At 46.9% G+C, this 26828-nt stretch carries 19 protein-coding genes; 11 read left to right on the top strand and 8 right to left on the bottom strand.

Annotated features, from left to right (window positions below):
- Positions 1 to 24 precede the first annotated feature (24 nt).
- From R7Z50_RS07720 to R7Z50_RS07695, 6 genes are all read left to right on the top strand, one after another.
- Positions 25 to 1020 carry an ester cyclase gene (locus R7Z50_RS07720; protein ID WP_206970576.1) on the top strand — a complete coding sequence of 332 codons (996 nt, stop codon included), beginning with the start codon at positions 25 to 27 and terminating at the stop codon, positions 1018 to 1020.
- Positions 1013 to 2746, top strand: a complete 1734-nt coding sequence (locus R7Z50_RS07715) for a sodium:solute symporter family transporter (protein WP_206970575.1) — start codon at positions 1013 to 1015, stop codon at positions 2744 to 2746. The genes R7Z50_RS07720 and R7Z50_RS07715 overlap by 8 nt, the downstream gene beginning before the upstream one ends.
- A gap of 217 nt (positions 2747 to 2963) precedes the next feature.
- The gene (locus R7Z50_RS07710) at positions 2964 to 3971 is read left to right on the top strand and encodes a LacI family DNA-binding transcriptional regulator (protein WP_005374731.1); all 1008 of its coding nucleotides are present in this window, start codon (positions 2964 to 2966) and stop codon (positions 3969 to 3971) included.
- 144 nt (positions 3972 to 4115) lie between these two features.
- A complete protein-coding gene (locus R7Z50_RS07705; RefSeq protein WP_138939488.1) occupies positions 4116 to 4760 on the top strand; it encodes a recombinase family protein in 645 nt (214 codons plus the stop codon).
- On the top strand, positions 4757 to 5941 hold the full coding sequence (locus R7Z50_RS07700; RefSeq protein ID WP_318148991.1) for a multidrug effflux MFS transporter: 1185 nt from the start codon (positions 4757 to 4759) through the stop codon (positions 5939 to 5941). Before R7Z50_RS07705 ends, R7Z50_RS07700 begins: the two co-directional genes overlap by 4 nt.
- Before the next feature lie 77 nt (positions 5942 to 6018).
- The gene (locus R7Z50_RS07695) at positions 6019 to 6663 is read left to right on the top strand and encodes an START domain-containing protein (protein WP_213869922.1); all 645 of its coding nucleotides are present in this window, start codon (positions 6019 to 6021) and stop codon (positions 6661 to 6663) included.
- Positions 6664 to 6743: 80 nt separating this feature from the next.
- Here R7Z50_RS07695 and R7Z50_RS07690 read toward each other — a convergent pair whose 3' ends face one another.
- Positions 6744 to 8498, bottom strand: coding sequence for a hypothetical protein (locus R7Z50_RS07690; RefSeq protein WP_206970572.1), 1755 nt, complete (start codon positions 8496 to 8498; stop codon positions 6744 to 6746).
- Positions 8499 to 8925: 427 nt separating this feature from the next.
- On the opposite strand from R7Z50_RS07690, the gene R7Z50_RS07685 reads away from it, so the two are divergent.
- Together R7Z50_RS07685 and R7Z50_RS07680 are read left to right on the top strand one after the other, a co-directional pair.
- Positions 8926 to 9879 (top strand): M23 family metallopeptidase, encoded by a 954-nt coding sequence (locus R7Z50_RS07685; RefSeq protein WP_005374721.1) that lies wholly within the window; start codon positions 8926 to 8928, stop codon positions 9877 to 9879.
- Positions 9783 to 10235 carry a bactofilin family protein gene (locus R7Z50_RS07680; RefSeq protein WP_080773744.1) on the top strand — a complete coding sequence of 151 codons (453 nt, stop codon included), beginning with the start codon at positions 9783 to 9785 and terminating at the stop codon, positions 10233 to 10235. Before R7Z50_RS07685 ends, R7Z50_RS07680 begins: the two co-directional genes overlap by 97 nt.
- 88 nt (positions 10236 to 10323) lie before the next feature.
- Here the strand turns inward: R7Z50_RS07680 and R7Z50_RS07675 are convergent, their stop codons facing one another.
- Positions 10324 to 13074 (bottom strand): M16 family metallopeptidase, encoded by a 2751-nt coding sequence (locus R7Z50_RS07675; RefSeq protein WP_318148990.1) that lies wholly within the window; start codon positions 13072 to 13074, stop codon positions 10324 to 10326.
- A gap of 364 nt (positions 13075 to 13438) precedes the next feature.
- Here R7Z50_RS07675 and R7Z50_RS07670 point away from each other — a divergent pair, with 364 nt between their 5' ends.
- Entirely contained in the window at positions 13439 to 15325 is a 1887-nt protein-coding gene (locus tag R7Z50_RS07670) for a methyl-accepting chemotaxis protein (protein WP_085569429.1), read from the top strand.
- 117 nt (positions 15326 to 15442) lie between these two features.
- On the opposite strand, the gene fecE is transcribed toward R7Z50_RS07670, so the two are convergent.
- From fecE to R7Z50_RS07640, 6 genes are all read right to left on the bottom strand, one after another.
- Complete coding sequence (gene fecE, locus R7Z50_RS07665; protein ID WP_005374717.1) at positions 15443 to 16207, bottom strand: Fe(3+) dicitrate ABC transporter ATP-binding protein FecE; 765 nt, start codon at positions 16205 to 16207, stop codon at positions 15443 to 15445.
- Between the two features lie 2 nt (positions 16208 to 16209).
- A complete protein-coding gene (locus R7Z50_RS07660; protein ID WP_318148989.1) occupies positions 16210 to 17181 on the bottom strand; it encodes a FecCD family ABC transporter permease in 972 nt (323 codons plus the stop codon).
- Complete coding sequence (locus R7Z50_RS07655; protein ID WP_375792656.1) at positions 17178 to 18137, bottom strand: FecCD family ABC transporter permease; 960 nt, start codon at positions 18135 to 18137, stop codon at positions 17178 to 17180. The genes R7Z50_RS07660 and R7Z50_RS07655 overlap by 4 nt, the downstream gene beginning before the upstream one ends.
- Before the next feature lie 74 nt (positions 18138 to 18211).
- Positions 18212 to 19135, bottom strand: coding sequence for a Fe(3+) dicitrate ABC transporter substrate-binding protein FecB (locus R7Z50_RS07650; RefSeq protein ID WP_033906853.1), 924 nt, complete (start codon positions 19133 to 19135; stop codon positions 18212 to 18214).
- Between the two features lie 101 nt (positions 19136 to 19236).
- Complete coding sequence (gene pvuA, locus R7Z50_RS07645; protein ID WP_074190320.1) at positions 19237 to 21375, bottom strand: TonB-dependent siderophore vibrioferrin receptor PvuA; 2139 nt, start codon at positions 21373 to 21375, stop codon at positions 19237 to 19239.
- Positions 21376 to 21495: 120 nt separating this feature from the next.
- The gene (locus tag R7Z50_RS07640; RefSeq protein ID WP_318148988.1) at positions 21496 to 23532 is read right to left on the bottom strand and encodes a TonB-dependent siderophore receptor; all 2037 of its coding nucleotides are present in this window, start codon (positions 23530 to 23532) and stop codon (positions 21496 to 21498) included.
- Between the two features lie 250 nt (positions 23533 to 23782).
- Here R7Z50_RS07640 and R7Z50_RS07635 point away from each other — a divergent pair, with 250 nt between their 5' ends.
- Together R7Z50_RS07635 and R7Z50_RS07630 are read left to right on the top strand one after the other, a co-directional pair.
- Complete coding sequence (locus R7Z50_RS07635; RefSeq protein WP_318148987.1) at positions 23783 to 24994, top strand: hypothetical protein; 1212 nt, start codon at positions 23783 to 23785, stop codon at positions 24992 to 24994.
- On the top strand, positions 24991 to 26823 hold the full coding sequence (locus R7Z50_RS07630) for an IucA/IucC family protein (RefSeq protein ID WP_206970568.1): 1833 nt from the start codon (positions 24991 to 24993) through the stop codon (positions 26821 to 26823). Before R7Z50_RS07635 ends, R7Z50_RS07630 begins: the two co-directional genes overlap by 4 nt.
- The last annotated feature ends 5 nt before the right edge of the window (positions 26824 to 26828 follow it).

Here is a 26828-nt window from a genome sequence, read left to right as displayed (position 1 = left end):
AATCACAGACAGTAAGGAAGCAACATGTCACTCAACATCATCGAACAGTTCTACCAGAACTACTTCAAAGCCGCAGACATCGAGCAAAAACAGGCCGCTCTGCAAACTTTGAACCCTGACGTAAAATGGTGCGTGGCGCACCCTGTGAACGATCTTAATGGCCCAGATGCAACCCACGAATCTTTCCTCTCACCACTTGTGAATGCTTTGCCTGACGCCGAGCGCCGACCAATAATTGTGATGCACGGCGAATACGAAGGCCGCACTTGGTACAACTCTACCGGCTACTTTATCGGTACATTTGAACAACCACTGTTTGGCATCCCAGCAACAGGGAAAACACTCTACTTGCGTTACACCGAAATGGTGTGTGTGGAGAACGACCAAATCACCGAATCTTACATGATCCCAGACTTCATCGACGCGATGAATCAAGCAGGCTGCAACCCTCTTCGTAAAAGCTTAGGTCACGATGGCTTGGTTCCTTCTCCTGCGACTTCTGACGGTATTCAACAATCTGTTGTGTCTTTGGGAGAAAGTGAAAAGAGCGCCCAGCTGGTTGAAGATATGCTGTCTTGCTTGGGTCGTTTTGATGGTCAAGATCTTTTCTCGATGGATTTAGAAAACTACTGGCACAATGACTTCATGTGGTACGGCCCTGCAGGTATTGGTACTACGCGCGGTATCAAAGGTTTCCGTAACCACCACCAAGCACCATTCGTGTTCGCCTTCCCTGATCGAAGTGTCGATATTGAGGTCAATTTTTTGGCCAAAAATGACTACGTATCCACAGGTGGTTGGCCACATATGCATGGTACTCACACTGGTCACAGTGGCTGGCTCGGTCTCGCCCCGACAGGAAAACACATCGAACTTCGCGTTATGGACATTTGGCGACGCGAAGGCGATTTACTGAAGGAAAACTGGGTGGCGATCGACATCGTTCATATCCTGCTGCAGCTTGGCTATGACGTGTTTGCACAAATGAAAGAACAGTTAGAAGGACCTAATTATGCATGAGTTTGGCGCACTTAACTGGAGCATCCTTGGGGGATACATCGCCCTCACGCTAGTACTGGGGGCGGTAATTGGAAAGCGAGTCACTTCAGCTAGCCAATTCGCCTTGGGTGATAAGAGCATCCCTTGGTGGGCGATCGGTATTTCTGTCGTTTGTACTTACGTGAGTGCCATGTCGTTCCTTGGTGGGCCAGCTTGGTCTTACAAAGAAGGCCTGTCGGTTATCGCGATTCACCTCAATTATCCGCTGGTGATCTTCTTCATCGTGGCTGTGTTTATGCCGTTTTTCTACAACAACGGTTTAACCTCTATCTACGAGTATCAAGAACGACGCTTCGGCAAGGCTTCACGACTGACTTTGTCGTTTATCTTCCTTATCAAACAAGCATTGAGCTCGGCAGCCGTACTCTATGCGACAGCAATGATTTTGGAGTTCATTACTGGTATCGACGTGATGTACTGTATCATGATCGTCACTGCAATTGCCCTTATCTACACCGTAATGGGCGGTATCGCGGCCGTCATTTGGACCGATGTGATTCAAGCAGTGATCTTGTTTATTGGCGCGTTCATCATCATTGAAGCCGTTTGGAATGGTATGCCTGCTCCAATGACGGAGGTCATGGCAGAACTCAAAGCGAAAGGAATGACCGATGCCCTACAAACAAGTTTTGACCTAAGCCAAGTAACGACGGTATGGGCCGGCGTTATCGCAATGACGATGTTCCACACCACCGTGTATGGCGGTAACCAGATGATGGTACAACGTTGTATGGCCGCGAAAAACATGGGCGATGCGAAAAAGGCAATGTTGATGATGGGCTATGTGGCCTTCTTTATTTACTTTGTCTTTATCCTACTTGGCGTCCTGTTCAACGCTTATTACGACGGTAAAGAGTTTGAAAACGGCAACACCATCATTCTTCATTATGCGAGTGAATATGGAATGCCGGGCTTGATGGGCATCATTGCCGCTGCGATTCTGGCGGCAAGTATGTCGAGTCTCGATTCCGCATTTAACTCAATGGCGACCGTTTCTGTGGCTGACTTTTACAAACGCTTCTACAAGCAAAACGAGTCGGAAGAGCATTACTTAAAGGTATCGCGTTTCTTCACGGTGGCGTGGGCGATTTTGGTCATCATTCCAGCGATCATGTTTGCCACCAGCACAGGCTCGGTACTGGAAGTGCTGAGTAAGGCAGGCTCTTACTTTGTCGGTGCGAGCTTCTGCATGTTTGTCCTTGGGTTCTACTCAAAACACATTACGGAAAAAGGCTTGTTGATTGGCGTTGCTGCTAGCTTCTTGGTGATTTGGTATGTAGCCGTCGCGACCGATATTGCGTGGCCTTGGTATTGCGTGATTGGCGTCCTTGTGAATGCCGTTGTCGCCTACGCCGCAAGCCTTCTCCTAACAGGCAAACAGGAAGAAATGCACCTTTACACAATTAAAGGCCAGCAAGCGGAGTACGCTCGTTTAAACAAGCCGATTAAGGAAGATGGATGGTACGTCATTCCTGGTAAAATCGATGCACCGTGTTATGGCTTGCTAGTAATGTTTGTATTCTCACTCGTGATGCTATGGGGAATCAACGCGTTTACCGACAACGCTCCTATGCTGATTAACTTTATGCGTGGCTGCTCTATTCTTGTCGCAACCGCTTGCATCGGATACATGGGGTATTCACTCCTCTCCCCGAAACGTAAAGTTGCAGTCAAACAAGCAAATTAATGTTCTTTACGTAGATACTGTACGTCCAACAAACGGACAGTATCTACGCACTAGATCTAGTGCTAGCTCAAAGCAAACTAAATGGGTTAACCCACATTTTGCTTTTTAACACTCCAAAGCCATTATTCTACTTAGGATACCCCGTCAGAACATTTATGAATACGTACCTATTTATGCTAGTCTTATGACCTCAATTACTGGCAACTAAGTTTTATTCATGAAATCAATTAAACACGTAGTCACATCAAAAGATGTGGCAAAGATGGCAGGCGTCTCTCAATCTACTGTATCGCGCGTGTTTGTTCCGGGTAGCTCAGTATCCGAAAAGACCAAGCAAAAAGTCTTTGAAGCGGCTAAAGCCCTTAACTACCGCCCTAACGCCTTTGCACGTAGCCTGACCACAAACGAATCGAAATTGATAGGTTTAGTGTTTCCTGATGCGGATTACCCTATCCATATGAAAACACTGCAATTAATTTCCAGTGAGTTACAGAAAAAAGGTTATTCTGCCGTATTGATTCCATGGCAAGTGGATGAAGAAGAGGGCCACTCAATCCCAAATATCTTCCAGTATCGCGTCGATGGTGTCATTGCCGCTTCCGCAACCTTCAATAAGTCCCTTTATGAAGAATGTGAAGAGTTTAATATCCCAATTGTTCAATACGCACGAGTTGTTGAAGGTACTAGGAGTAGCTACGTTATCAGTGACAACTACGAAGCAGGCCAACAAGCCGCGCAACTTCTGCACAAAAGTGGCGTGAAGAACGCGGTTTATTTGACGGGAGAAGTGCCAACCTTTACGAATGACGAACGCCAAAGCGGCTTCTGCTCTGAATTTGAAGACCTAACCGGCAAGACGCCACGCATCATTGAAGCCAGTTATGACTACGCGAGCTCACTTGATAAAGTCCGTGCCATACTGGCAGACAAAAATCGGCCTGAAGCGGTGTTCTGTGCAACCGATAACCTTGCTATGGCGGTCATGGATATCGCCCGTATAGAATGCGGGTTGAGCATTCCTCAGGACTTACAAGTCATTGGCTTTGATAATATTCCTCAGACAGAATGGTTGAGCTATCAACTAACCACATTCCGCCAGGATTTCCGTCGCCTCGCTCGCGAGTGCGTGAAGATCATTGTTGATCAAATTAATACGAAAAACGGCAGCCTAGTAAAAATGATGGTGCCAGTGAAGTTAATCGAGCGCCAGACAACAAAAGCTTAAATAGCTATAGCCAGCCATTCGGTTGGCTTTTTTATTTGCCTCTGACACCCAAACGGCTCATTTAGTGTTGTAAGCATTAATGAACCCATGTATATTTATGAGCCATCACACTATATGAACCAAAAAAAGAGGCTCATAATCCTTATGACCACGTATCTTTACACTCGTTATTCGCCAAAAAATCGAGCTTACCAAGAGCACCTTAATACTCTAAAAGCTTTTGCGCCCGAAGCTCAGCATTTTGAGGATAAGGTTCGTGGTTGCATGCCTCCAACCGAGAGAGAGGCATTCTTACGACTGCTCGATTCCGTCAGAGCTGGGGATACGATTGTGCTCTGGTGGCTGACCGCATTTGGTCGCGACTTTAGTCAAGCATTGAACACGATAAAAATGCTACTCGATAAAGGGGTAACATTGAAAACCGTATGTGAATCAATAACTTTTGAGCCAGGTTCTGTTCAAACTCAAACACTACTCACAGTGTTATCTGGATATGGGAAAGTGCAGACTGAACATCGCCTGTTTGCCGCAGAGCAAGGGCGACAGGCCATTAAAGAGCAGCCAGAATTATGGAAACAGAAGTTTCGCGGCCGCCCCGCAAACAAAACCAAACACCAACAGATCGCAACGTTACTGCTAGAAGGCTACACATTGCAAAACGTAGCAGAGCAATGCGAAGTCAGTCTATCGACTGTGAAGCGGGTCAAAGCAAAGCTAAATGAAGTGGATGACGAAGGCGGCTTAAGATCACGACGCCAAAAAGGTTGTTTGAATGGAGACCAGTCATGAGTCGCCCAATCAACTTTCATACTATACTACTCGCCTGTCTTATTATTAGCGTTGGCCAGTTGAGCATGGGGCTAGTCATGCCCTCTTTGCCATGGATAGCAAAAGACTTTTCCATCTCCCTCGACCAAGCTCAACTACTTATGAGTATTTATTTGCTCGGCTTTGGCCCCTCTCAATTTATCTACGGGCCAGTGTCAGATGCTTTAGGACGAAAAAGAGTATTACTTACCGGTTTACTCATCGCGATGTCTGGTCTGCTGATGATTATTTTCTTCAGTGACACATTTACAGGGATGGTGATGGGGCGCTTTTTACAAGGGTTAGGTACAGGATGCTGCGCGGTACTCGCGAGGGCGTCGACTCGAGATAGATTTAGCGGGGATGAACTCCCAGTGGCAATGTCTTACATCGCCATGGCGGCTTCAATCACGCCACTTATTGCACCTGTGATTGGCGGCTTTATCAACTTCCACTTCGGTTGGAGTATGGTGTTTATTTCTCTGTTGGGCTATGTCTCGCTGGCCTGGGTAATCATCGCCTTTAAGTTCACAGAAACCATCGCAAAACGTTCTGTCATTCCGTCACCCCGAAAAATGTTGCTCCAATACAAGAGCTTACTTACGTCTCGTTACTTTATGAGTTTCGCCAGTATCAGTTGGTTAAACTTCAGCTTAATGATTACGACAGTCTCTGTGATGCCATTTATCATGCAAGATCAAATTGGCATGACCTCCGCTCAATATGCGATGTGGGCACTCATTCCCGCTTTGGGTATGTTATGTGGTACCACGATTTGTAACCGAGTAAGGCCAATTATTGGCAATAAGAAAATGCTGCTCTGCACCCCATTTCTTCACCTCGCTGCAGCAATATGGTTATTTTTCTGCCCTGTTGAGCCTCTATTTCTGATGCTAGGACAGCTATTAATGATCTTGGGTAATGGTATTGCCCTACCTTGTGCACAAGCGATGGTAATGCAACCTTATAAAAAGCAAGCAGGTGCCGCAGCGGCAATGTCTGGTGGTGGACAAATGGTCGTCTCCTCATTGGTCAGCTTAGCTCTGGTGCAGCTTGGATTGAGTCAAGCATGGCATCTAGCGATCGTTATCGTAATATTTGCATCGCTTACCTTCACCAACATTCAACATGGCTTCAGTGCAGAGCAACCTTCAGAACGATAACAAAAAACATACTATTGTCCTTATAGTTACGACAAATCGTATAAACTTAAATTTAGGAAAAGTTGGCGGATACTAACATGATGTTGCATTTAAGAATTGGCGCCTTAACACTCGCCACATTGATATCCGCTGGTACTGACGCGAGCGCCAACGAGAACTGGCAGTTCGAGCGTGACAAGAATGGAATCACAATTTACTCCCGAGAACATAGTAACGGTTTAGTTGAGATCCGTGCTCGGATGTTCACACCCACCAGCTATGGTGCATTTTTAACGCTACTGGAAGACAGTGACAATATCCCGAACTGGATTGACAATGCCAGTCATAGCCGGGTTTTAAATCAAATATCGGCCACCGAGAACATCGTTTACACCCAGTTTAAAGCGCCATGGCCTGCCAAAAATCGGGATATGGTCACCTACTCAAAGTACTGGGTCGATGAGCTGGGATTCACGATAGAAATCAAAAGCGCACCTGACTCATATCTTGCTGAACAAAATGGTTATGTTCGAATTCGCTCGGTTGATGCGACTTGGGAGTTACAAAAACTCACAAACGATACAACACTCGTGGAATACAAGGCGTTTGCTGATCCCGGAGGTCTATTGCCAAACTGGCTGATCAACAAACTTTCAAAAGAAAGTGCATGGGCGACATTTAGTAACTTAAGAAAAGAGTTACCTGAATATCAGCAATACTCTCATCCTCAAATAGATGAGTAAGCGTCGCTCTTCCCACTCGCTTTTTAATGCGGTACATAATAACAAAAGGCGGCATATGCCGCCTTTTTCTACTCAATGTGTTACTGTTGTGCAACCGTTACAGGTTTAGTTGCACCACGGTAATCAAACTCAAAACCAATACCTTGGTCTGTCACGTCCATCGTCATACCACCAACAAGCTCGCCTTGTAAGCTTTTGACAACATCATCCGGAACCGGCTCCCCAGTGATTGACGACGCACTCTCTAACACTTCCAAAATACGCTCTGAATCAAAATCAAAGCTGAACAAGCCATTTGGAGAAAGTGATTGCGCCATCACTTCTTTGCTTGCTTCCGCAGCACTATCACCACTGTAAAGGGTGAAATGGTTTTCGTTTAGACGAGCAAACACGTCCACCTTCATGCCAGTATGCATTTCTAATAGGTCACTGACATTAACAGGTTGGTTATCCGGTTGAATTTGCAATTGAGCAAGTTCAGGAACGAACATTTGCGCAGTTTGAATAAGCATCATTGGATCATTGGCAGAAAGAGACAACATACCATCTAGCTGGCTAAATACTTCACCATGCTGAGCATTAGTATCTACTTTGATATCAAACATTTGCAGGCTTAACCCTTTGAGGCCGTTAACCATGCCTGACCCCATGCTTACAGCGGCTGCTGGATTCTGGCCACCCATCTCTTGCTGCATTTGCGTCAATAAAGAGCATTGGTATTGAGGCTGAGTCAAGTCAGCCCAAATCTGACCAATCGATGGCGCTAGCGTATTAATGTCTAAACCAAGCGCCATACTAAAGAAACTCTTATCACTTTTAGACTCTGCCAATACACCACGAATCGACTTGAGCGCATCTAGAATCACTTTATTGTTGGACTCAACAACAAAAGAACCTTTAATGAACGCCTGATCGCCTTTCATCTTGTATTCTGCAAACGCGACGGACTGAGGCCAGTTTTCTGCAACTTGAGTAAGCTCAGTATGGCAGGCTGGTGAACGCATTTCCTCAATAGTTGGTTCAGGATCTATTGCATCCAACGTGCTGATTTGACGAGCAAACATATTGCCATCTTTCGTCGTCAAACCTTTAATCACTTCGCGATGATCAAAGTAACCAAAAGAGTTGTTGTTTTCACCGTATTTGGCTTGCAACGCCTCAAGGCGTCCACTGTCAGCAATATTTTGACTTGGTGCTTCAAGCCCTAGTGCCATTTTAATCGGGTTTTGAACGCCCAGTTGCGGAACATCAATCGTTAACGTAAGCACGTTATCAACCACGGCTACAACCAAGCCAATACCGTCCTGCGGGTCAATTGAATCAGTCATCTCGTAACGACGATACTCGACTTCACCAAGCTTAACCAACTCATGCTTAGCGCCGCTCATCTGCTCTTCATGATCCAGTGTTTTCCATAACGCGGCAGGGTCTTCAATATCCACTTTGTACACCGGTACCATACCAATTGTGTACAACACAGGATTAATGTTTTCCCCGGTGCCCAAATAAGCTTTTAATGTTTCTGGCGACGCAGCACTCTCTAGGTACCCATCGAATAAGTTAACTGCAAACTGCTGTTGTGGAGACAGTGGTTCATCGGCAAAAAGTTCTGCAATCGAGCCTTGGTTCGCCGTACCGAATGCGTTCATATATTTATAATGGTTAAAAGGTTCAGTCTGATACGTCACCATAAGTGAATCTGCAGGAACTTGCGTTAACAGTGAGCCTGCATCACTTGCGGTAGTATTGTTTTGGTACAGGTAGCCAGCGCCCCCTGCAGCTGCGACCACTGCTGTAGCCAATAGTAGTTTTTTCACGACCAACTCCGTTGTCATAGTTATGTGTTCCTAAACGAAATGTAACGCTTAGGTTTAAAGCCAATGAATAGTGCTTTATATCAACCGCTATCATAAACAAGTTATCGATGTAATGAATGTCGGTTTGATAAATTATCCAACATTTATAAGGCAAACCGTGAAGTAAGTTGAATTGCGTGCGGATGCTATTGGCAATATTCACAATCCAATTTCTCGGATAACCGCCTTAAAAATCATAATATTCAGTTAAATGAAGCGATTTGGAGTAATTACGACCAAAATCAGCAGAATATTAAATCTTTATTGAGTCTTTTATCTAATATCTGAAAACGCCTCACGACCTGACACTTCTTTCCAATTTGCCTCTGGCGGTCCCTACTCGTTTTCCTTACATTCCTACTAACTCAGTGACGAGACGTATACCAAATACGAGCAATAGAAGACGATGAAAGACCAGTTGACGATCTCTATATCAACTATCAATGGCTCAAGACATTGGTACTTCAGTAAAAGGATGCAACGCAACATAAAAACGTTTTTCGTTTTTTTTGTTGTTGCTCTGGCCGCGACCGTAATCTTAATTCATCACTTGTACACTCGCGTTGATAATGCAGCGTTAAAACAAGCTGAATTGACAGAGCATTCACGCACCATGGGTGAAGAACTCAGCACACTGAAAACACTTAAATCAGAGCTAGAAAATGACCTTTCAGAACGTGAAGAACGGGTACAACTTGTTTCGGAACGTTTGGGTGAATTAGAGAAAGTGCTTGGGGTTGGAGAACATACCTCGACAAATAACTTGGATGCTAGGCTCGATGCAGCGGCGATAACCTCAAACGTTCGCATGGTGTTATTAAACCAAATACCAAGTGGCTCTCCAGTCGGCAACGTACGGCTATCTTCCGGATTCGGTAAGCGTATCCATCCGGTGACAAAAGTTGCCAAGATGCATCGTGGGCTCGATTTTGCCGTAAATATCGGCACCAAAATTTATGCCCCTGCCGATGGGGTAGTGGAAGTCACCCGCCGCAGTAATAAAGGCTCTGGTAACTTCCTCAGGCTGCAACATTCTTTCGGTTTTTCGAGTTCTTATTCGCACTTGAAAGCGTTCAAAGTAAAAAGTGGTCAGTTCGTCAAAAAAGGGCAGCTGATTGCAATTTCCGGCAACAGTGGGCTCTCTTCTGGCCCTCACCTGCATTACGAGGTGCGATTTGTTGGGCGAGCACTGAATCCGAAACCATTTGTCGATTGGAGCCTTAATGATTTCGAAGACATTTTTACTAAGGAGCGAAGAATACGATGGGAATCTTTAATCAAAACAGTGGAACAACGAGTAGCTCAGCAGCTTCAACTCTCATCGCCAAAGGCTGTTCTCTTAGCGGAGAACTCAAAGTAGAAAACGATGTCCAGATTGATGGCATCGTCGATGGTCAAATTAACGTGGAAGGCACTCTCGTTGTCGCAGAAAGCGGGCGAGTAAACGGTGAAATCTACGCTAAACAGCTGATCATTAACGGCATGATGGACGGAAACTGTCACGCAGAACACATTCAAGTGCTTGCCAAGGGACGCGTAAGCGGTAGGATCTGGAGCAATAACCTCAGCATTGAACCTGGTGGCAAATTCTTTGGTGAAGCAGCCGAATTACCTGAAAAGGAAGTGGTAACGTTAAAGGGTAAGGCTCAAGACAGTGCGATCACAAAAGAAAACAACACCAACAATGAAAAGCGACTTGCGCGTAAATCAGCATAAAACGCTTTGATTAAAGTGCTTAAAAAAGACGGCTTTCACGCCGTCTTTTTTATTACTATTGCCACGATTTTCGTCAGAAACTACGTGATTATTCGGCCGGATTTAAAACCATCACCGAGCGTTTTGCTTGTGGACCAAAAGCTGATTTTGCATGCGCTTTCACTTCATCTAACGTCACACTTTTAGCCACTTTCTCAACGTCAAGTAACACATCGACGCCGTAATCATGCACCAAATAACGAGTATATGCCCATGATCTCTGTGCTGGGTTGTCATCCAATCCTTGCATCGCGACTGCCAATTGTTTCGCGGCCGTATCCACTTCTTTTTGGGTAATATTTGATGCTAAATCATCAAACACTTTGCCCAGTTTACTCTCTAAAAGTGCCACGTCTTCGGGCTCGACTTGAGACTCCAAGAGCCAATCAGAGATGGGTTCGCGATCTTGTGTCATGGTGTAAATGCTCGGGCTGTAATCAAGGCTAGACTCTTCTCGCACAATATCCAAAACACGTGCATTACTAATACGTTGCAAAATATCTTCGATAACCGTGTCTCTTGCCGTACGTTGGTAATCGCTCGTATTAGTCAAACGCATTACATACAACGATGAAGGTTCATGCCCATCCGCAACCACAGTTCGCTCCGGCACTTCCGGGTTAAACGCAACGTGATAATCAATCGAACGACTCGGTTTCATTTCGATAGAGGCCACATACTTACGCAAAAGTGGTGTAATTTCTTCCGGCTCTACGTTTGCAACAATAACCATCTTAAAACCATCATTGGTTTTGAAAAGTTGCTCATGCACCGCTAGTATCTGCTCGGAAGTCACTTGTTCAACATCATCACTGGACACTATACGATGACGACTACCCGGCAAATAAGAATTGCCGTTTGCTTTTTGAATCAGTTTTCCCATCGGTGATTCAAAAAAAGCGCCGCTCTGCTGTTTAAACTCTTGCTTCGCTGCCGCCATCTGGCGCTCGTCGACTTTAATCTCCGTCGCTAGGTTGTATAGTCCATTCAAAGCATCAGTTAGGTGCGTATTTGGCGCCGTAATTTGTGCTCCGTGACTGGTCGCATCAAGCATCGCGCCAAGCGCAATGTTGTTTTTGCGTAAGTAGCTATCTAGCTCTGAACCAGAAAATGCCCCTAACCCACTGCGTATTGCCGTTGTTGCTGCGATTTCATAAGCGGCATACAACGTCGGATCAATAGCGGCTTTACCACCTTGGCTCGCATAGTAAATATACGCTCGACCACCCGCTTTAGTATCTTTTTGGAACCACACTTCGATACCGTTTGATAGCGTATAGACTTGAAAACCACCCGCTTCCTGACGCATGCTCGTGATGCTGCCTTCCTGGGTAGGCTTTAAGAATCCATCCACTTTGTCATACATCTCTAACGGTTTTTCGCCAGTTTGAAGATAGGCACTGTTTAGAGCGGCAAATACACCATTGAACTGTTCTGACGTTTCGCTTTTCCCCAAACCAATAAAAAAGCTTGGCTGCTGACATAACAAAGCCGCCAATTGTGTGTTAATGCTCTCTAAATTCTCGTTGTTGATGAATTCTGCCAAACTCTGGGCATAATTCTCTTTTGATTGGCTGACACTGTCTTGTCCAATTTGAAAAACACGTGCTTCTGCGTAACTGTTTGGCTTACGCTGACTCCAATCTGAATCAATATTTGCAAGTTCACCTTGCCAATTTGACATAACGCTATCTAACTCGGATTGAGTCGCACCATAATCTCTCAACGACGCCAAGGTACGAATGAAAGTCTGGTGCATTTGTTCGCGGCGATCTGGTGCAAACGAAATCCCTGCCGACATCATACGCTGATAGTTAGAGTAATAGGGCTCTGCATAAGCGTATTGAAAAGGTTCAGCGGCATCACTGAGTACACGGATCAAACGCTGTTGAATGAGTTGTGTTGCGACTTCATCACGCCACACTTCATGTTGTTGCTCAATCGTCGTGCCGCCACTTAGACCACGCTCAATCACTAAATGAAGACTTGGTGATTCCATCGTGTTACTTGGCAAGATTCTGTTTTCGTTGTTCACTCGAATATCACGGCGCTTCTCTATTACCGTATCCGAGGTACTTTCCCAGTTCGAGAACTTGCTTTTGATAATCTTGGACAGTGAATCTACGTCGATATTACCAGTCACAATCAACTCGGCATTTTGTGGCTGGTACCATTTGTCGTAAAACGCCTTTAACTTACTTGAGGAAGCATTTTGAATCGCTTCGCGAGTACCAATTGGGTCATGCTCACCATACATAGTGCCTTCAATCGAGGCTTGGTAAGCATGCATAGAAAAGGACTTATCATCCGGATTGGCACGTCGCCATTCCCCGAGAATCACCCCTTTTTCTTTCTCTACTTGCTCAGGAGCAAACTCAAGTCCGTTACCGATATCTCTCATCCACTTCAGGGCATCTTCTAGCTTCGTATTATTCGCAAGGTCAAGTTGGTAAGACGTTTGCTGATAACTGGTAAAAGCGTTGATATCAGCGCCAAAGCTACCACCAGATTGCTCAAAAAGTTTGACAACGTCGTTACCGGTAAAATGCTCACTACCATTAAACGCCATATGCTCAACAAAGTGAGCGTAACCCTTTTGAGAAGATGTTTCTTGGAATGAGCCGATATTCATCACCAAACGGACCGAGACTTCTTGGTCTTCTGTTGGATAGAGATGGTATTTCATACCGTTCGATAACTGGTCCACGTGCCAGTTGGCGTCAGGTTGAATCGGCGTCGACTGTTGTATCAGAGCACACCCTGACACTAATAACGCGGGGACTAACAATATACTGCGCATAACGATTGCCCATAACAATGATTAAGCTAATCAATATATATCCGGTGCTATAACCTTCACATTTTTAATGGATTATCAGATACGAAAACGTGACAAGGATCACCATTCATTGAAATTGATTCTCATTTACAAAAATAGACAAATCCTTACTTTACAAATACATAAATAATATCGTTCCAAATCCTTTTGCTTATTTGGTGTAAAACTCAAATTCGCGACATGGAGTCAGTATTTATTTTGAGCAATAAAATATAATTATTGAACAGATTCGAATCTGACTTTTTGCTGCATACTCAACAGCGCAGAGAGCCCTGATGAGAATAAAAACACAACAACTATTATTCAAAGATCTATTATTCGCTTTATGTTCAAAAATCTATCATTAAAAAACAAACTGGCAATCTCTGCCAGTGCCGCCATCATTCTAGGGGGAGTGCTGGTAGAGGGGCTGTCTTTTCGAGATTCATTAAACAGGCTCGATGTCGAAGTCGCACAGCGACTAGAAAGCACTAGCGCATCTTACAATCAATACGTAAAGGACTGGCTACTCTCTAAAGAGCGCGCACTAACTTCACTCTCTTCTGATTCAGAGAAACGTTCTCTGGTTACGCATTTGAAACAAGTCCGAGACTCTGGCGCGTTCGATAACGTTTTCCTCGCTTACCCGGACGGGTCACAAGACAACGCTAATGGGGTGGTTTTGCCACCAGGTAATAACGATCCTCGTAAGTGGGGTTGGTATACCAATGCAATCGCCAACCCATCGAAAGTCTTTATGGATAACCCGACCGTTGCTGCTGCAACTGGTGCGAATGTGGTGTCGCTCGGTAAAGCCCTGCAATTGCATGGTCAAACCGTCGTTCTGGGTGCTGACGTAGAGATCGGTGATATCCTGAACAGTCTGAACCAAGTGATCCTACCGGGTGAAGGTTATATGTTTATTGCCAATGAACAGGGCAATATTTTCACTCATAACAACGGTAAACTGCTGAATCAACCGGTTAGCAAGCTAGGCCTCAACAACAACGACATTACGTCAGCCGCACGTTCAGGTACAGAACGTCGCGTCTCTATTAACGGCATCGAATATGTGATTTACGCGCGCCACATAGAGGGTACCAAACTCACAACGGTCACAGTGTTAGATCAAAACTCGTTGGTTGCCCCACTCTACGATGCTGTTTGGGATCAGATCATCGCAACCACCATCGTCGTCGTTATCTGTGTAGCTTTGTTTAATCTGCTATGTAGCATCTTGTTCCGTCCGCTCTACAACGTTTCGAATGCGCTCGCACAAATCGCAAACGGCAGCGGCGACCTAACTCAACGCATCAAAGTAGAAAACCGTGACGAAGTTGGTGAGCTGGCTGAAAACTTCAACCAGTTCGTTGAAAGTTTGCAGCAACTTATTGGTCACATTCGTCACCAAGCGGAAGAACTGAGCCAACAATCGGAGCTGAGCACGAATCGCGCGAATCAATCGGTTTCCGATCTGAACCATCAGCAACAAGAAATCACTATGGTGGCGACCGCTGTGACTGAAATGGCATCGGCAACGCAAGAGATTGCAGCACATGCAGAGCAGACGGCTAAAGCCGCTCAAGACTCTTCAGCAAGCACACAAAACGGTCATGAGTTGGTGATCAACTCCAAATCGTCCATCAATAATTTGTCTTCTGAAGTCAACCAAGCGAGCGTTGTCATCGGTGAGCTCAACCAGCACGCGCAAGACATCTCAACCGTGCTATCAACGATTCGAGACATCGCAGAGCAAACCAACTTACTGGCTCTGAATGCGGCGATTGAAGCGGCGCGTGCAGGTGAACAAGGTCGCGGTTTTGCCGTTGTTGCAGACGAGGTTCGCGTGCTATCACAACGCACACACACCTCAACCGAAGAGATTCGCTCGACGATCGAGACCTTGCAGCAAACCACACAACGCGCAGTGGCCATCATGGATACAAGCTCTCAGCTCGCGCAAGGTTCGGTGGAAGATGCTGATCGCGCAGCACTGGCTCTGGATGAAATCAACGCGGCCGTTGCGCTGATCAGCGATATGGCAACGCAAATCGCGACCGCCGCCGAAGAGCAAACGCACGTAACCAATGAAATCACGCAAAACGTCACGTCCATTAAAGATGTGACCGATCACTTGGTAGTTGGTGCCGAAGAATCGATGAATCAATCTGCTGAGCTGAAATCGCAAGCTGAGGATCTCAACTCGAAAGTAGCAACATTTAAACTGGCTTAAACGCCACATTAAGGACGCTCTTAAAAACAACAAACCCCGCTAGCGACTTTGTTACTAGCGGGGTTTGTTTTTATGGATCGACGTTTTTATTGCAGATAGCTTTCGAAAGACGTAAACCTACACCGCCACACACATCGGCGTGCCTGAGATTGGGTCGTTAAATACTCTCGCTTGTAAATCAAACACCGATGCCAACATACCTTCTGTCAGTACCTCTTGCGGTGTTCCCTGCGTGACTAACTGACCTTTTTCCAACACCACCAAATGATCGCAGTAACGGCACGCTTGGTTTAGATCGTGCAGCACTACGACCACTGTTTTGCCTTTGTCGTTCATCTGCCTCATGAGTTTCATCAGCTCAACTTGGTGAGAGAGATCCAAGTAAGTGGTTGGCTCATCAAGCATCACTACGTCGGTATCTTGCGCCATCACCATCGCAATCCACGCCCTTTGTCTTTGACCACCAGACAACGATTCAACCGGCTTATCAGCAAACTCAATCACGCCAGTATCTTGCATTGCTTGCTCGACCAAGGCTTTGTCTTGTTGACTTAACCGGCCCCAATGAGAGAGGTAAGGCGAGCGGCCATATTCGACCAGTTTTCTGACTGTAATACCTTCAGGACTGACAAGAATCTGCGGCAGCAAAGACAACGAACGCGCCAAGCGTTTATCACCGTAGCTGCTTAGTGGTTTGTCGTCATACAACACTTGGCCAGAAGCGGGTTTATTGATGCGTACCAAGGTTTTTAATAGTGTCGATTTACCGCAACCATTTGGACCAACTAGTGCGGTAATTTTACCTTGAGGAATCGACAAAGAGAGATCTGGAATGATGGTCTGTTTGCCGTACGCGACGGATAAGTTCTGCGTTCGTAACATGCTTACCAACCTCTATAACGATACAAAAGAAAAATGAAATATGGTGCGCCAATAACAGATGTCAGCACTCCCGCTGGTAGCTCAATTGGTGGCTGTAAGCCTCTCGCTAAACCATCGGCGCAAATCACCAACAAAGCGCCAAGGGTTGCAGCGGCTGGAATCAACAACTTGTGGTTGTGGCCAAACAGCAAACGCGCAAGATGCGGCGCAAGCAGGCCAACAAAGCTGATCGTGCCTGCCACAGACACACTGATACTCGCCAATAGCACGGCAGCAATCAACGCAATAATTTGGATCTGTCTTGGTTTCGTGCCAAGTGTAGTGGCGCTTTCTTCTCCCAGTCCCATAACATCTAGCCGCCAAGCCAGCCAAAACGCCAATGGTAGTAGCAGCAATATAGCACTCCAAATAAACGGCACTTGTTGCCAGTTTCGCCCCCACAAACTGCCGGTTAGCCATACCATCGCCGTGTTGATTTCAATAGGGTGCACAATCAGAAGAAAATCGATACCGCTAGCTAAAAATGCGCTGACAGCAACACCAATCAGCGCCAAACGTGCTGGTGTTGGTTTCGACCAGTAAGCCAGCACAGCAATAAAGCCAGCAGCAAGCAAGCCTCCCGCCATGGCGACCATCGGCAACATTGCCACTGGCGCATTCGGATACAGCACCAAACAAGCGGTAGCCGCCAGTCCTGCTCCGGCGCTTATCCCCATTAAATCTGGTGAGGCAAGTGGATTACGGATGACGCCTTGAACTAAAACGCCTGACAGCCCCAACCCAGCGCCCACGCCAATGGCGAGCAACATTCTCGGTAATCGATATTGGTGAATCACAAAGTCCGAGTCAGAGAAAGAAAACAGTAATGCAAAAACCTGTTGAGCCGACATGTTCGCCTCGCCAACAAACAGCGTGAGAGAAGACGCAATCAGCAACAATCCAACTAATGCAAACAGTTTGGTTTGATTCATCATGATGATTTCCTCATTGCAATCGCGATAAAGCAAGGTGTGCCCAACAGCGCGGTAATCACGCCCACTGGCGTTTCAGCCGGAAAGGCAATCGATCGTGATAAAGCATCTGACCACGTCACCAATGCCGCGCCACACAAAGCGGAAACCGGAATGAGAATGTGATAGTTGTGACCAACAATCGGGCGTACCAAGTGCGGCACTAACAACCCGACAAAGCCAATTGGCCCAGCAATCGCCACGCTAGTACCCGCCAACAGCACAACCGCTAAACCACTGATTAATCGCGTAAGACGAATGTTACCACCTAGCCCAACAGCAACTTCGTCCCCCAACGCGAGTAAATTTAAGTTTCGCGCTAAGCCCATGGCGAGCACCAAACCTAAGGTCACAAAAGGCCACAGTTGCTGCCACTGCTCAGAATCTACGGCAGAGAGTGAACCCGTTAACCAATGCAACACGCTGTAAGCCATGTCATCCGCCAAAATTACCGACGCACGAGTTAACCCTATCAGCAGTGCACTGATGGCAATGCCCGCTAGCACTAAACGCAATGGGTGAGAACGCGCGGAGAAAAAACCACCCAACAACATGACCGCACCACCACTTAGTAGCGCGCCGAGTACTGCGTTGATGATTGGGTTCAATTGACTAAAGAATGGTACGCCGATGGACGCCAAGGCCATAAAACAAGCCGCACCAGCATTAATGCCGAGAATGGATGGCGACGCCAAAGGGTTACGAGTCAATCCTTGCATCAGCACTCCAGATACCGCAAGCGAAGCGCCAATTAGTAACCCAGCATAGGTACGAGGCGCACGCAGCGTCTCGAGGATTTGATGCAGCATATTGCCCTCATCAAACGCAAACCAATAGCTTGTCAGATCATTAACGCTCAAAGAAAAGTTGGACCAGCCAATCATTGAGGCTGCATAGCCTGAGAGCGTACACAACGCCATAGCACAGACAAACAAGCTCGCTTTCCAATGCGATTTGCTAACCGAAGACGCGCTTTCCGAGCTTATCGCCGCACTCATGAGCGCTCCAATAACGCTTCAAGATTGCGGGCAATTTCTTCCGCAGCCAACATGCCGCGATTTAACGACCACAGTTCAGGAGAAACCTCAACAAGTTGCTGTTTTTTTGCAGCAGTTAGCAACTTAAACAATGGATTTTTGCGCCACTCATCCACAATATTTGGTTGAGAGTAAAGTCCAACTAACAACCAATCAGGGTTGGTTTTTAGTAAAAGTTCGAAACTGGTTGGGATATACGCTTTTTGCTCAGATGGAGCCAGCGGGCTTTGGATGCCTAGCGTACTCAAAACGCCACCAGCGTAAGAAACCGGGCTATGCAGCCACATCCCTTTGTCAGAAACCACACCAAACTGAATGGTTTCTTGTGTTGCAAAATGCTGTTTGAACTCCGCCATGGTCTGTTTGTGCTGCTCAATTCGTTGTGTCATTTTCGCTTGTTTGCCAATTGCCACGCCGATTTTGTGTGCGGATTCGAGATTTTCTTGATATGTCTCACCACGGCTTTTTAACAGCAAAGTTGGCGCAATTCGCTGCAAATCTTGATAAATCGCGCGATGACGTTCTGCATCAGCAATGATCAAATCCGGCTTGAGCACCGCAATCGCCTCTAAACTCGGTTGCGAGCGCATGCCGACCGATTGCCAAGGCTCAACCTTGGCACGAACAGCAGGAATGACTCGTGTGGCATCGTTGTCATCGGCGACGCCTACCGGTGAGACATCGACTGCCGCTAATGCATCGACAAACGAAAATTCTAAAACCACAATACGTTGAGGTATCGCTTCTAGCTCAAAAGTGCCTTGCTCATCTTGCACGCTGCGCGCCTGAGAAAATGCGCTAAATGACATCAAAGCTGAGCTCAGTAGCATCAGCAAAACGGTTGAAAAGTGTTTGATCGTAAATTGTTTTTTATTTTTCATCTTGCTTTTTTCCAGTGCTAAGAGTTTTCCAGTATCTAAGATCGGCAAAGTCGCCAAGGTAAATTGGCGACTTTTCTTTTCAAACTCGGTGAACGAAACGCTTAAAACTGATAGTTCAGATCCAGTGTGTAAGAGCGTCCCGGAGCTGGGTACCGACCAACTGGGCTTGTATCAATCCCGCGGAAGTAATACTCCTCGTCAAACAAGTTGTTCACCGCAACATTCATGCGTAACTTGCCTTTGTCGTCTTTGTATAAATCCGTCCCCAAGTTGAAGTTCCACACCATGTAAGATGGTACTTTACCCGTTGCGCCAGTTGCATCTTCGGCACTGGTGTTGGCGTTATCGGTATACGAATCACTAAAGTAGAAGCCCGATAGCGTGGTGTCCATGCCGTAAAATGCGTAGGTTGCATCCCAACCAAGCTGATGCTTAGAGGTGTAAGGCAGTTGATTACCTTTATTCGCGCCTTCTTCTTCAAGCGTAGCGTCTAGATAGTTGTAGCTTGCGCCTAAACTCAGTGCAGGTAGTGCTTCAGGCACGTAACGAGCAGAAAGCTCTATGCCTTGGTGAAGTGTTTTTCCGATGTTATCGAAGGTCTGCGTTGAGCTTTGCCATTGCAATTGATCTTCAAAGTCGATGCGATAAAGTGCAGCGTTAAAGCTGGTCGCATCTTGGGTGTAACGCGCGCCGACTTCGTAGTTCCAAGCCAGTTCGCTACCTTCTTCACCCAAACCTCGGATGTAGGCAATTTGTGGCGCACGAAGTGATTTTTGCGCGTTCGCATACGTCACCCACTGGTCAGTTAAGTTGTATGCCACCGTCAAACCTGGCAACCATTCCGTCACGGTGTTGTCTGCCGTTTGTTTTTTACCACGATCGGTAAACGTCATTCGAACCGACTCAACACGCAACCCAGGCGTTACCTTCAATGTATCATTGAACAAACCAATTTCGTTGCTAACGTATCCAGCAAACGCGTCCGTATCTAGATGCCAATCACGCGGAACGCTGGTTGCACCACCGGCGATTGGAGTCTGAGTGAGTTTGTAGTCAATGTCTTCATTAACATAACGGGTACCCACGATCCAGTTTTGAGTAACGGATTTACCTTCGCCAAAGTACATCGCCATTTTTGGCTCTATACCATACACGGTAAATTCACGTGGAGAGGTACGAACGTCCGTCGCTGGCAGAGCCGGATCCGCCCAATGGCCACCCGCGCTGTTAAAGCCCCACTTGAAAAGACGCTCTGACTTATGGCCAAACGTTAGCACTTCTAGCTCGGCACTGTCGGCAAATGGCAAATCGTGGATGTACTTAACACTCCAGCGCGTCGACTTACCTTCATAATCATCGTAAGGACGTTTCGATTGGTGACGATCTTGCTCGTAATCTTGTGGCGAAAGTGCGCCCGGCATTTGCGTTTCAGCATCGTAACGTTGCAGGAATGCTTGAATCTCTTGAGTGTCACTCAGTAGCCACTGTGCTTTGGCTTGGAAGTTCTTCACGTCCGTATCGGAATGTTCACGGAAGCTTTCACCTTTTAGGAAGTTACCTTCCAACTGTAGTGCAAATGTGTCGCTTAACCAGCCGCCCGTGCGTAGGTAAAAATCATTCAGCGGCGCATCACCGCCATCAAACACGGTAAGGCGGTTACTGATTTCAGTTTGCCACGTGTGTGGAATCGGTTTGGTCACTAAGTTGATCACACCACCGACGTTGTTTGGGCCGTACTGTACTGCGGCACCACCGCGTACAATGTCAATACGATCAAGCATCGACAGTGTTGCTGGGAAGATAGACTGACCAGTGTGACCATATGGCGCAAGTGTTAGCGGTACACCATCCATCAAGAACTGAGCATGACCACTACGGCTTGCTTTCAAACCACGTACGGAAATGTTAGGCAATACGCCCGTTCCGCTTTCATCCTGAACTTTAATACCCGGCACGCGCTGCAGCGCGTTATCAATCGAACCTGCGGCGGTTTTCTCAATTTGATCACGGGTAATGACGGTACGAGCACCAGGGTACTCTTTGACGTCTTCAATTTCAGAGTTACCAATCACACTACCAGTGACAACGACAGTTTCCATCGCGGTAGTTTGTTCTTTTTTAGCAGGAGCGGCAACCGCGCTCATGGATGTGGCAGAAGCTATTGCAATCGCAAGCACACTGTAAGTGGTAGACAAACCAGCACGTACACGCACTTTACCATCCAAATTCTGGTAAGACATTAAGATCTCCTTTGCGAGAAATTGAGCCTCGGGCAGAATACATCCCGTAGGCTCTCGGGGCTAAACATCCTCAATATGAGGAAAAAATCGGCTAACAGGCGCTAACTACGCACAAAAAACCTAGAACTGATATCCGTAGCTGAGCATGAACTCGGCTGGTGCGCCGTAGCCAATCTGGTTTAAGCCAGACGTGCCGTTTGTTGCGCCAAGAATGTATTTCTCATCCAAAATGTTGTAAGCGTTCGCTTGGATTTTGTGACGACCAGTGGTGTACGCCGCCATCAAATCCACCGTTGTGTAATCGCCAAGTGCGACGGCTTCGTCGTTACCTGCGTAACGGTCGCCCACGTACTTCACCCCACCGCCTAAACGCCAGTTGTCATCCAATTGGTAAGTGCTCCAAAGAGAGAACAAGTGGTCTGATACATCGTTAGGCTTTTTGCCTGTGGCTTTGTCTTCCGCATCTAAGTAGCTGTAACCAACAGAGATGTCCCACTGTTTGGTGATTTGGCCGCGAGCCTCTAATTCAATGCCTTGGTGACGCACTTCAATTTTATCGATCACATCGCCGTCCACGTTAGTTTGTGGTTGCTCTTGATCAATCTGGAACAGTGCCGCATTCAACATTAATGCGTTATCCAAAAGGTACGCTTTCGCACCCACCTCTTTTAAGTCGGTGTGGAAGAATTCCGCCAATTTTGGATTGATGTAGATACCAGCGTACGGTAACTGCCAAGAGCGCGCTAAACTGGCGTATACGGATGTGTCGGAATTGATGCGGTATACCAAACCAGCACGGTAGCTGACTTTGTCATCATCCAATTTTTCCTTATCTGAGCCCGCTTTTTGTTGTTCTAGCTCCATCGAGTCGTAACGCACGTTACCGATCAAAGAAAGGTCACCCCACGTATAGACGTCTTGCACATACAAACCTGTCGTGGTGGTGGTATTGTCACGAAATGGCTTAAAGCCCGGATCAGGCGTTGGACCAACGACTGGGTCGTAGATATTTTGCGGAGGAAGCGTTTTGTCACTTGCCAACGTTAGGTCGATATCGATCTGGTTGAAATCTGCACCCACCATCAATTGATTGTCCCTGTTTTCCCAAACCAACTCAGATTGTAAAGTGGTCGTAGTACGTGGATCGTAACCAAAGTTGTTAACGGTTTGAGACACTTCATTACCCGTCACTTTGCCCTGACGCGTGCCTTTTTGCTCAAGTTCGATATGGTTGAATGCCGCTCGGTTGTTCCATACCCATTGATCATTCAGACGCCATTCGTAATCCACCGCAATACGGAGACTGTCTGACTCCTGATAGTCGTTTGTGCCGCCAAAGTAAGTGCTTACTGGCAAATCAACTGGCTTGCCATTTTTTGATGGCACACCACGATACGGCACTAGTTCTTGATGGGCGTATTCCACGTCAATATCAATGGTGTGACCTTCCGCTGGTAACACACGAATGGTCGGTGCAATGAAGAAATCGTTTGAATCAACATGATCAACGTACGAGTCGGCTTGACGGTATTCCAAGTTAATACGCCCGTTGACCTTATCTGTAAACGCCATTGAGCTGTCGACCTGACCAACATATTGGTTGTTGCTGCCTACACTACCGTTTACGTGAGTAAAATTCTCACCGTTAGCGCGTTTCGTCACCAAGTTGATGATGCCCCCAGCCGAGCCACGGCCATACAATGCGCCCGCAGGGCCTTTCACAATTTCAACGCGTTCAACGTTCGCTAAGCTGCGGTAAGACTGCAACGTACCGTCATCTCGCAAGCCATCACGATACATATCGTTGAGTGAATCAAAACCGCGAATCATGAACTGGTCACGGCTGCCTTCGCCCAAGGTGTTATTGACCCCGGCTACCCCATCTAGCGCATCCACTAAACGCACCGCGCCTCGGTCTTGCATTTCTGTTTTCGTTACTACAGATACCGCTTGTGGCACATCAAGCCATTCCACATCGGTTTTGGTGCCTGATTGAGGCATGTGTTCAGCATAACCTTCGTACTGATGACCGAAGACTTGAATCGTTTCAGTTGCTGATGGGGTTGAGTTCGTCTCTTCTGAAGCCACTGCGCTTGGTGCTACTAATGAAGAACCAATCGCGACCGCCAAGGGGGTCAGGGTCAATAATTTATTCATTCCATAATTCCGTTTAGTTGTTATAAAGCCAACGGATGGAAATAAGAACAAATATTATTTCTATTTGCAATATTAATTTTATGCTCTATATTTATTTACCCTAAAAACACAACTAACAACAAAAAAAACCAAATATCATAACAATAAACACTAAAACTTCTGCCCTCCGTCTCGAGAGAGGCACATTGGAAGACGACCGTGAGCGACTTTATCAACGTTAGAAGAAAATGTTAGAAAATTAGGAAAGCTCATGAAATCTACGATGATTATCGTAAGTCATGTCGTTAACGATGCAGTCACTCACGGCTTTGTGCCTGCAGCTAAAGCGATGGACCTTCACGTCGTTCTTATCACCGACCACAAGCTAAGCCATTTAGAGCTGGCGAGTCGTGATAGTCACTTTAATCCGGATACCATTCTAGAATGTGATGTCTTCAACCCATTAGAACTCATCGAAACCATCACGGAGCATGAATTAAAGCCAGACGCTATTTTCAGCAATAGTGATCACTTACAAACTTCCACCGCCATCTGCGCGCAATTTTTTGGCCTTCCATCCAAAGATTGGTCTGTCACGTTAAAGGCCAAAAACAAACACTTAACTCGACAAGTGTTAAATGAAAAATCCTTACCCAACACACAAAGCTGTTTGCTGCATCGCCATTCGAATGTGGCATTAGGCATGGCCTTCCCTGTCGTAGCAAAACCCAAAGAAGGCGTGGCAAGTATAGATGTACAGCGCTGTGACTCCCAAAGCGAGCTCGATGCATACTGCGATACGTTTTGGCAAAAGCACCCAAACGCCACCATTCTGGTGGAGCAGTTTCTTCAAGGACCGTTGGTTACGCTCGAAACTTTAGGAGATGGTAACCAACTTATCGCCGTGGGCGGTTTTGATGTGTCGCTCTCTGAGCCGCCTTACTTCATCGAAACCGCCGCAGACTGGAACGGACCAAACGGCATTGCTCACCGAGAAGCTTGCTTGGCTCAACTGAAAGCGTTCGGCGTTGGTTTTGGAGTTTGCCACAGCGAATTTATCATTACGGAAAATGGCCCGGTTCTGGTGGAAATTAACTACCGCAGTATTGGAGATGGCCGCGAATTCTTGCTCAACAATCTCGCTCACTTCGGCTGGTTTAGCACGATTTTGGGTCTGCATCTGGGTCGAAGATTGGACGGCGATTACCAAATTCATGGGTCAGCGCACGTGCACTACGTAGTTGCGGGACACAGTGGTGTGATTGACGGAGGTTCGACGTCGTTCATCCAACACGATGACGATATCATCACCCAGCAACAGGTACTAAAAACCGCTGGAGAACACTTCCAACAGAGTTATTCCAATAAGGATTATCTCGCCCGAATTTCGATTGTCTCACCATCAGGGCGAAACCTCGACCAAGCGCTGCAGAACGCGCTTAGCAATTTCGATCTCGCTCCGACTCGTGAGGTGGCAGCATGAATGACAACGCTTTGTATCTAACGCAACGATTGATCGACACTTGCTTGCGCGAAGACATGTTTGGCATTTTGTCGAAGGCCAAGTTCAGTAGAGACGCGCCAAAAGGGGTAATTGTTCCTCAAGACGAGCAAGTCTGGCTGATATTTGCCAACTCTGATTTCACGTTGTATTTACCTGTTGCGCCAACGTATTACATGCAGCACTGGCGCTACGGTCACGCCAATGACGAAACACCACCAGGTTGGTGGGTGGAGAAAAATGGCCAAGTCGAGCATCAACAGCATTACAAAGAGTGGATTGCGCTACTAACGACACTGGCGCACGAGAGCTCTCACGAGTTGCTGGCGGGATACCTTCAAGAACTGGAATGTGCAGAGAAACACAAAGCGCTGTGTGACCAAGCGTTTCATCATCACGCAGACCACATTTCTCAACCAATATCCGAGCTTGGTTCTTGGCATCAAAAACTGCTGCTAGCCGATCAGATCGCTTCTTACCTTGACCACCCGTACTATCCAACTGCGCGGGCGAAGTTTGGCCTGAGCGATGAAGACCTTGCTAAGTACGCGCCCGAGTTCGCACAAAGCTTTGCTCTGCATTGGATTGCGATCGAAAAATCACTGGTGACATTAACCAGCGAACAACCTGATTGCTGGCCAACAATGGAGCAAGTGGGGCTTCCTGCTGATTTTGCACTGAGCCACGTACTGTTCCCTGCACATCCGCTCACCCTGCGATCTTTAGAAGCCTTACCCGAAGGTGTGATAGAAGCGCCTTTAACGTATCTAGACGTGACGCCGACGCTTTCCGTTCGTACTGTGGTCGTCAACGAGGCACCGCACATTCACATCAAGGTTCCGCTGATCATGCGATCGCTAGGCACGAGAAATATTCGCTTAATCAAGCCTTCAACACTGTATGACGGCCACTGGTTTGAACGCCTACTCAGCCACCTTGAACAAACGGACGCCGATTTAAACAGTCGCTTGTTCCATTGCAACGAAAAACACGGTGGACACATCGGCGAGGATAAAACCTTCGCGTACATCGTACGTGAGTACCCACTTACTCATTGCGAAGACAAAGCGTTAGTTCCGGTTGCAGCACTAGCAAGCCCAATGCCTGACGACCGCTTGTTCTTAGAACATTTGGCAGAACATTACTATCAACAAGATACGCTGGCGTGGTTCCAAGATTACGTCGATCTATTATGCCAAGTGCACCTCACCTTGTGGCTTCGTTATGGCATCGCATTGGAGTCCAACCAGCAAAACGCCATCATTGCATTTGATCAACAGGGCAAAATGACGCTCGCGATGAAAGACAACGACGCGGCGCGAATTTGGCCAGAGCGCTTCCACTTTGCAACAGAGCATGCAGCCCAAAAACACGGCGCAGGAACAATTCCAGTGGATTGCGATGAACTGCTCGACCAACGCATCAAAGTCGACAATGAATTGGCGCTCGGTCAGATGTTTACCACCATCACACTGCAACTGGATATCGCAGCGATTGTAGAATCTATGGCAGCGAAGGGCATTGCCTCTTCAGCATCGCTTTACGCCATCGTGGCCAAAAGCATTGCAGAGCAACTCAACCGATTAGAAGGCGAAGGGTTAGAGACAAAACTGGCACGCGAGTTACTGCAAGAGGCGCCTGATTTGTACGCCAAGTACTTGTTGAGCTCTGGCAGTTTGCTCTCGAAAGAAGCCTCCGGCGCGAGTGACATCAATAAGTTCTATGGTTTGTCGGCTCCGAACTTCTTGCTGCTTTCTAACGAAGAAGCGCAACGCGCCTACTTAGAAGCCATCAAAAAAAGCGTACGTTAAACGAT

Source organism: Vibrio sp. 1249-1, assembly GCF_033340495.1.
Note: the sequence above shows the minus strand (reverse complement) of the source record. Positions and strands in the feature narration are given on the sequence as shown.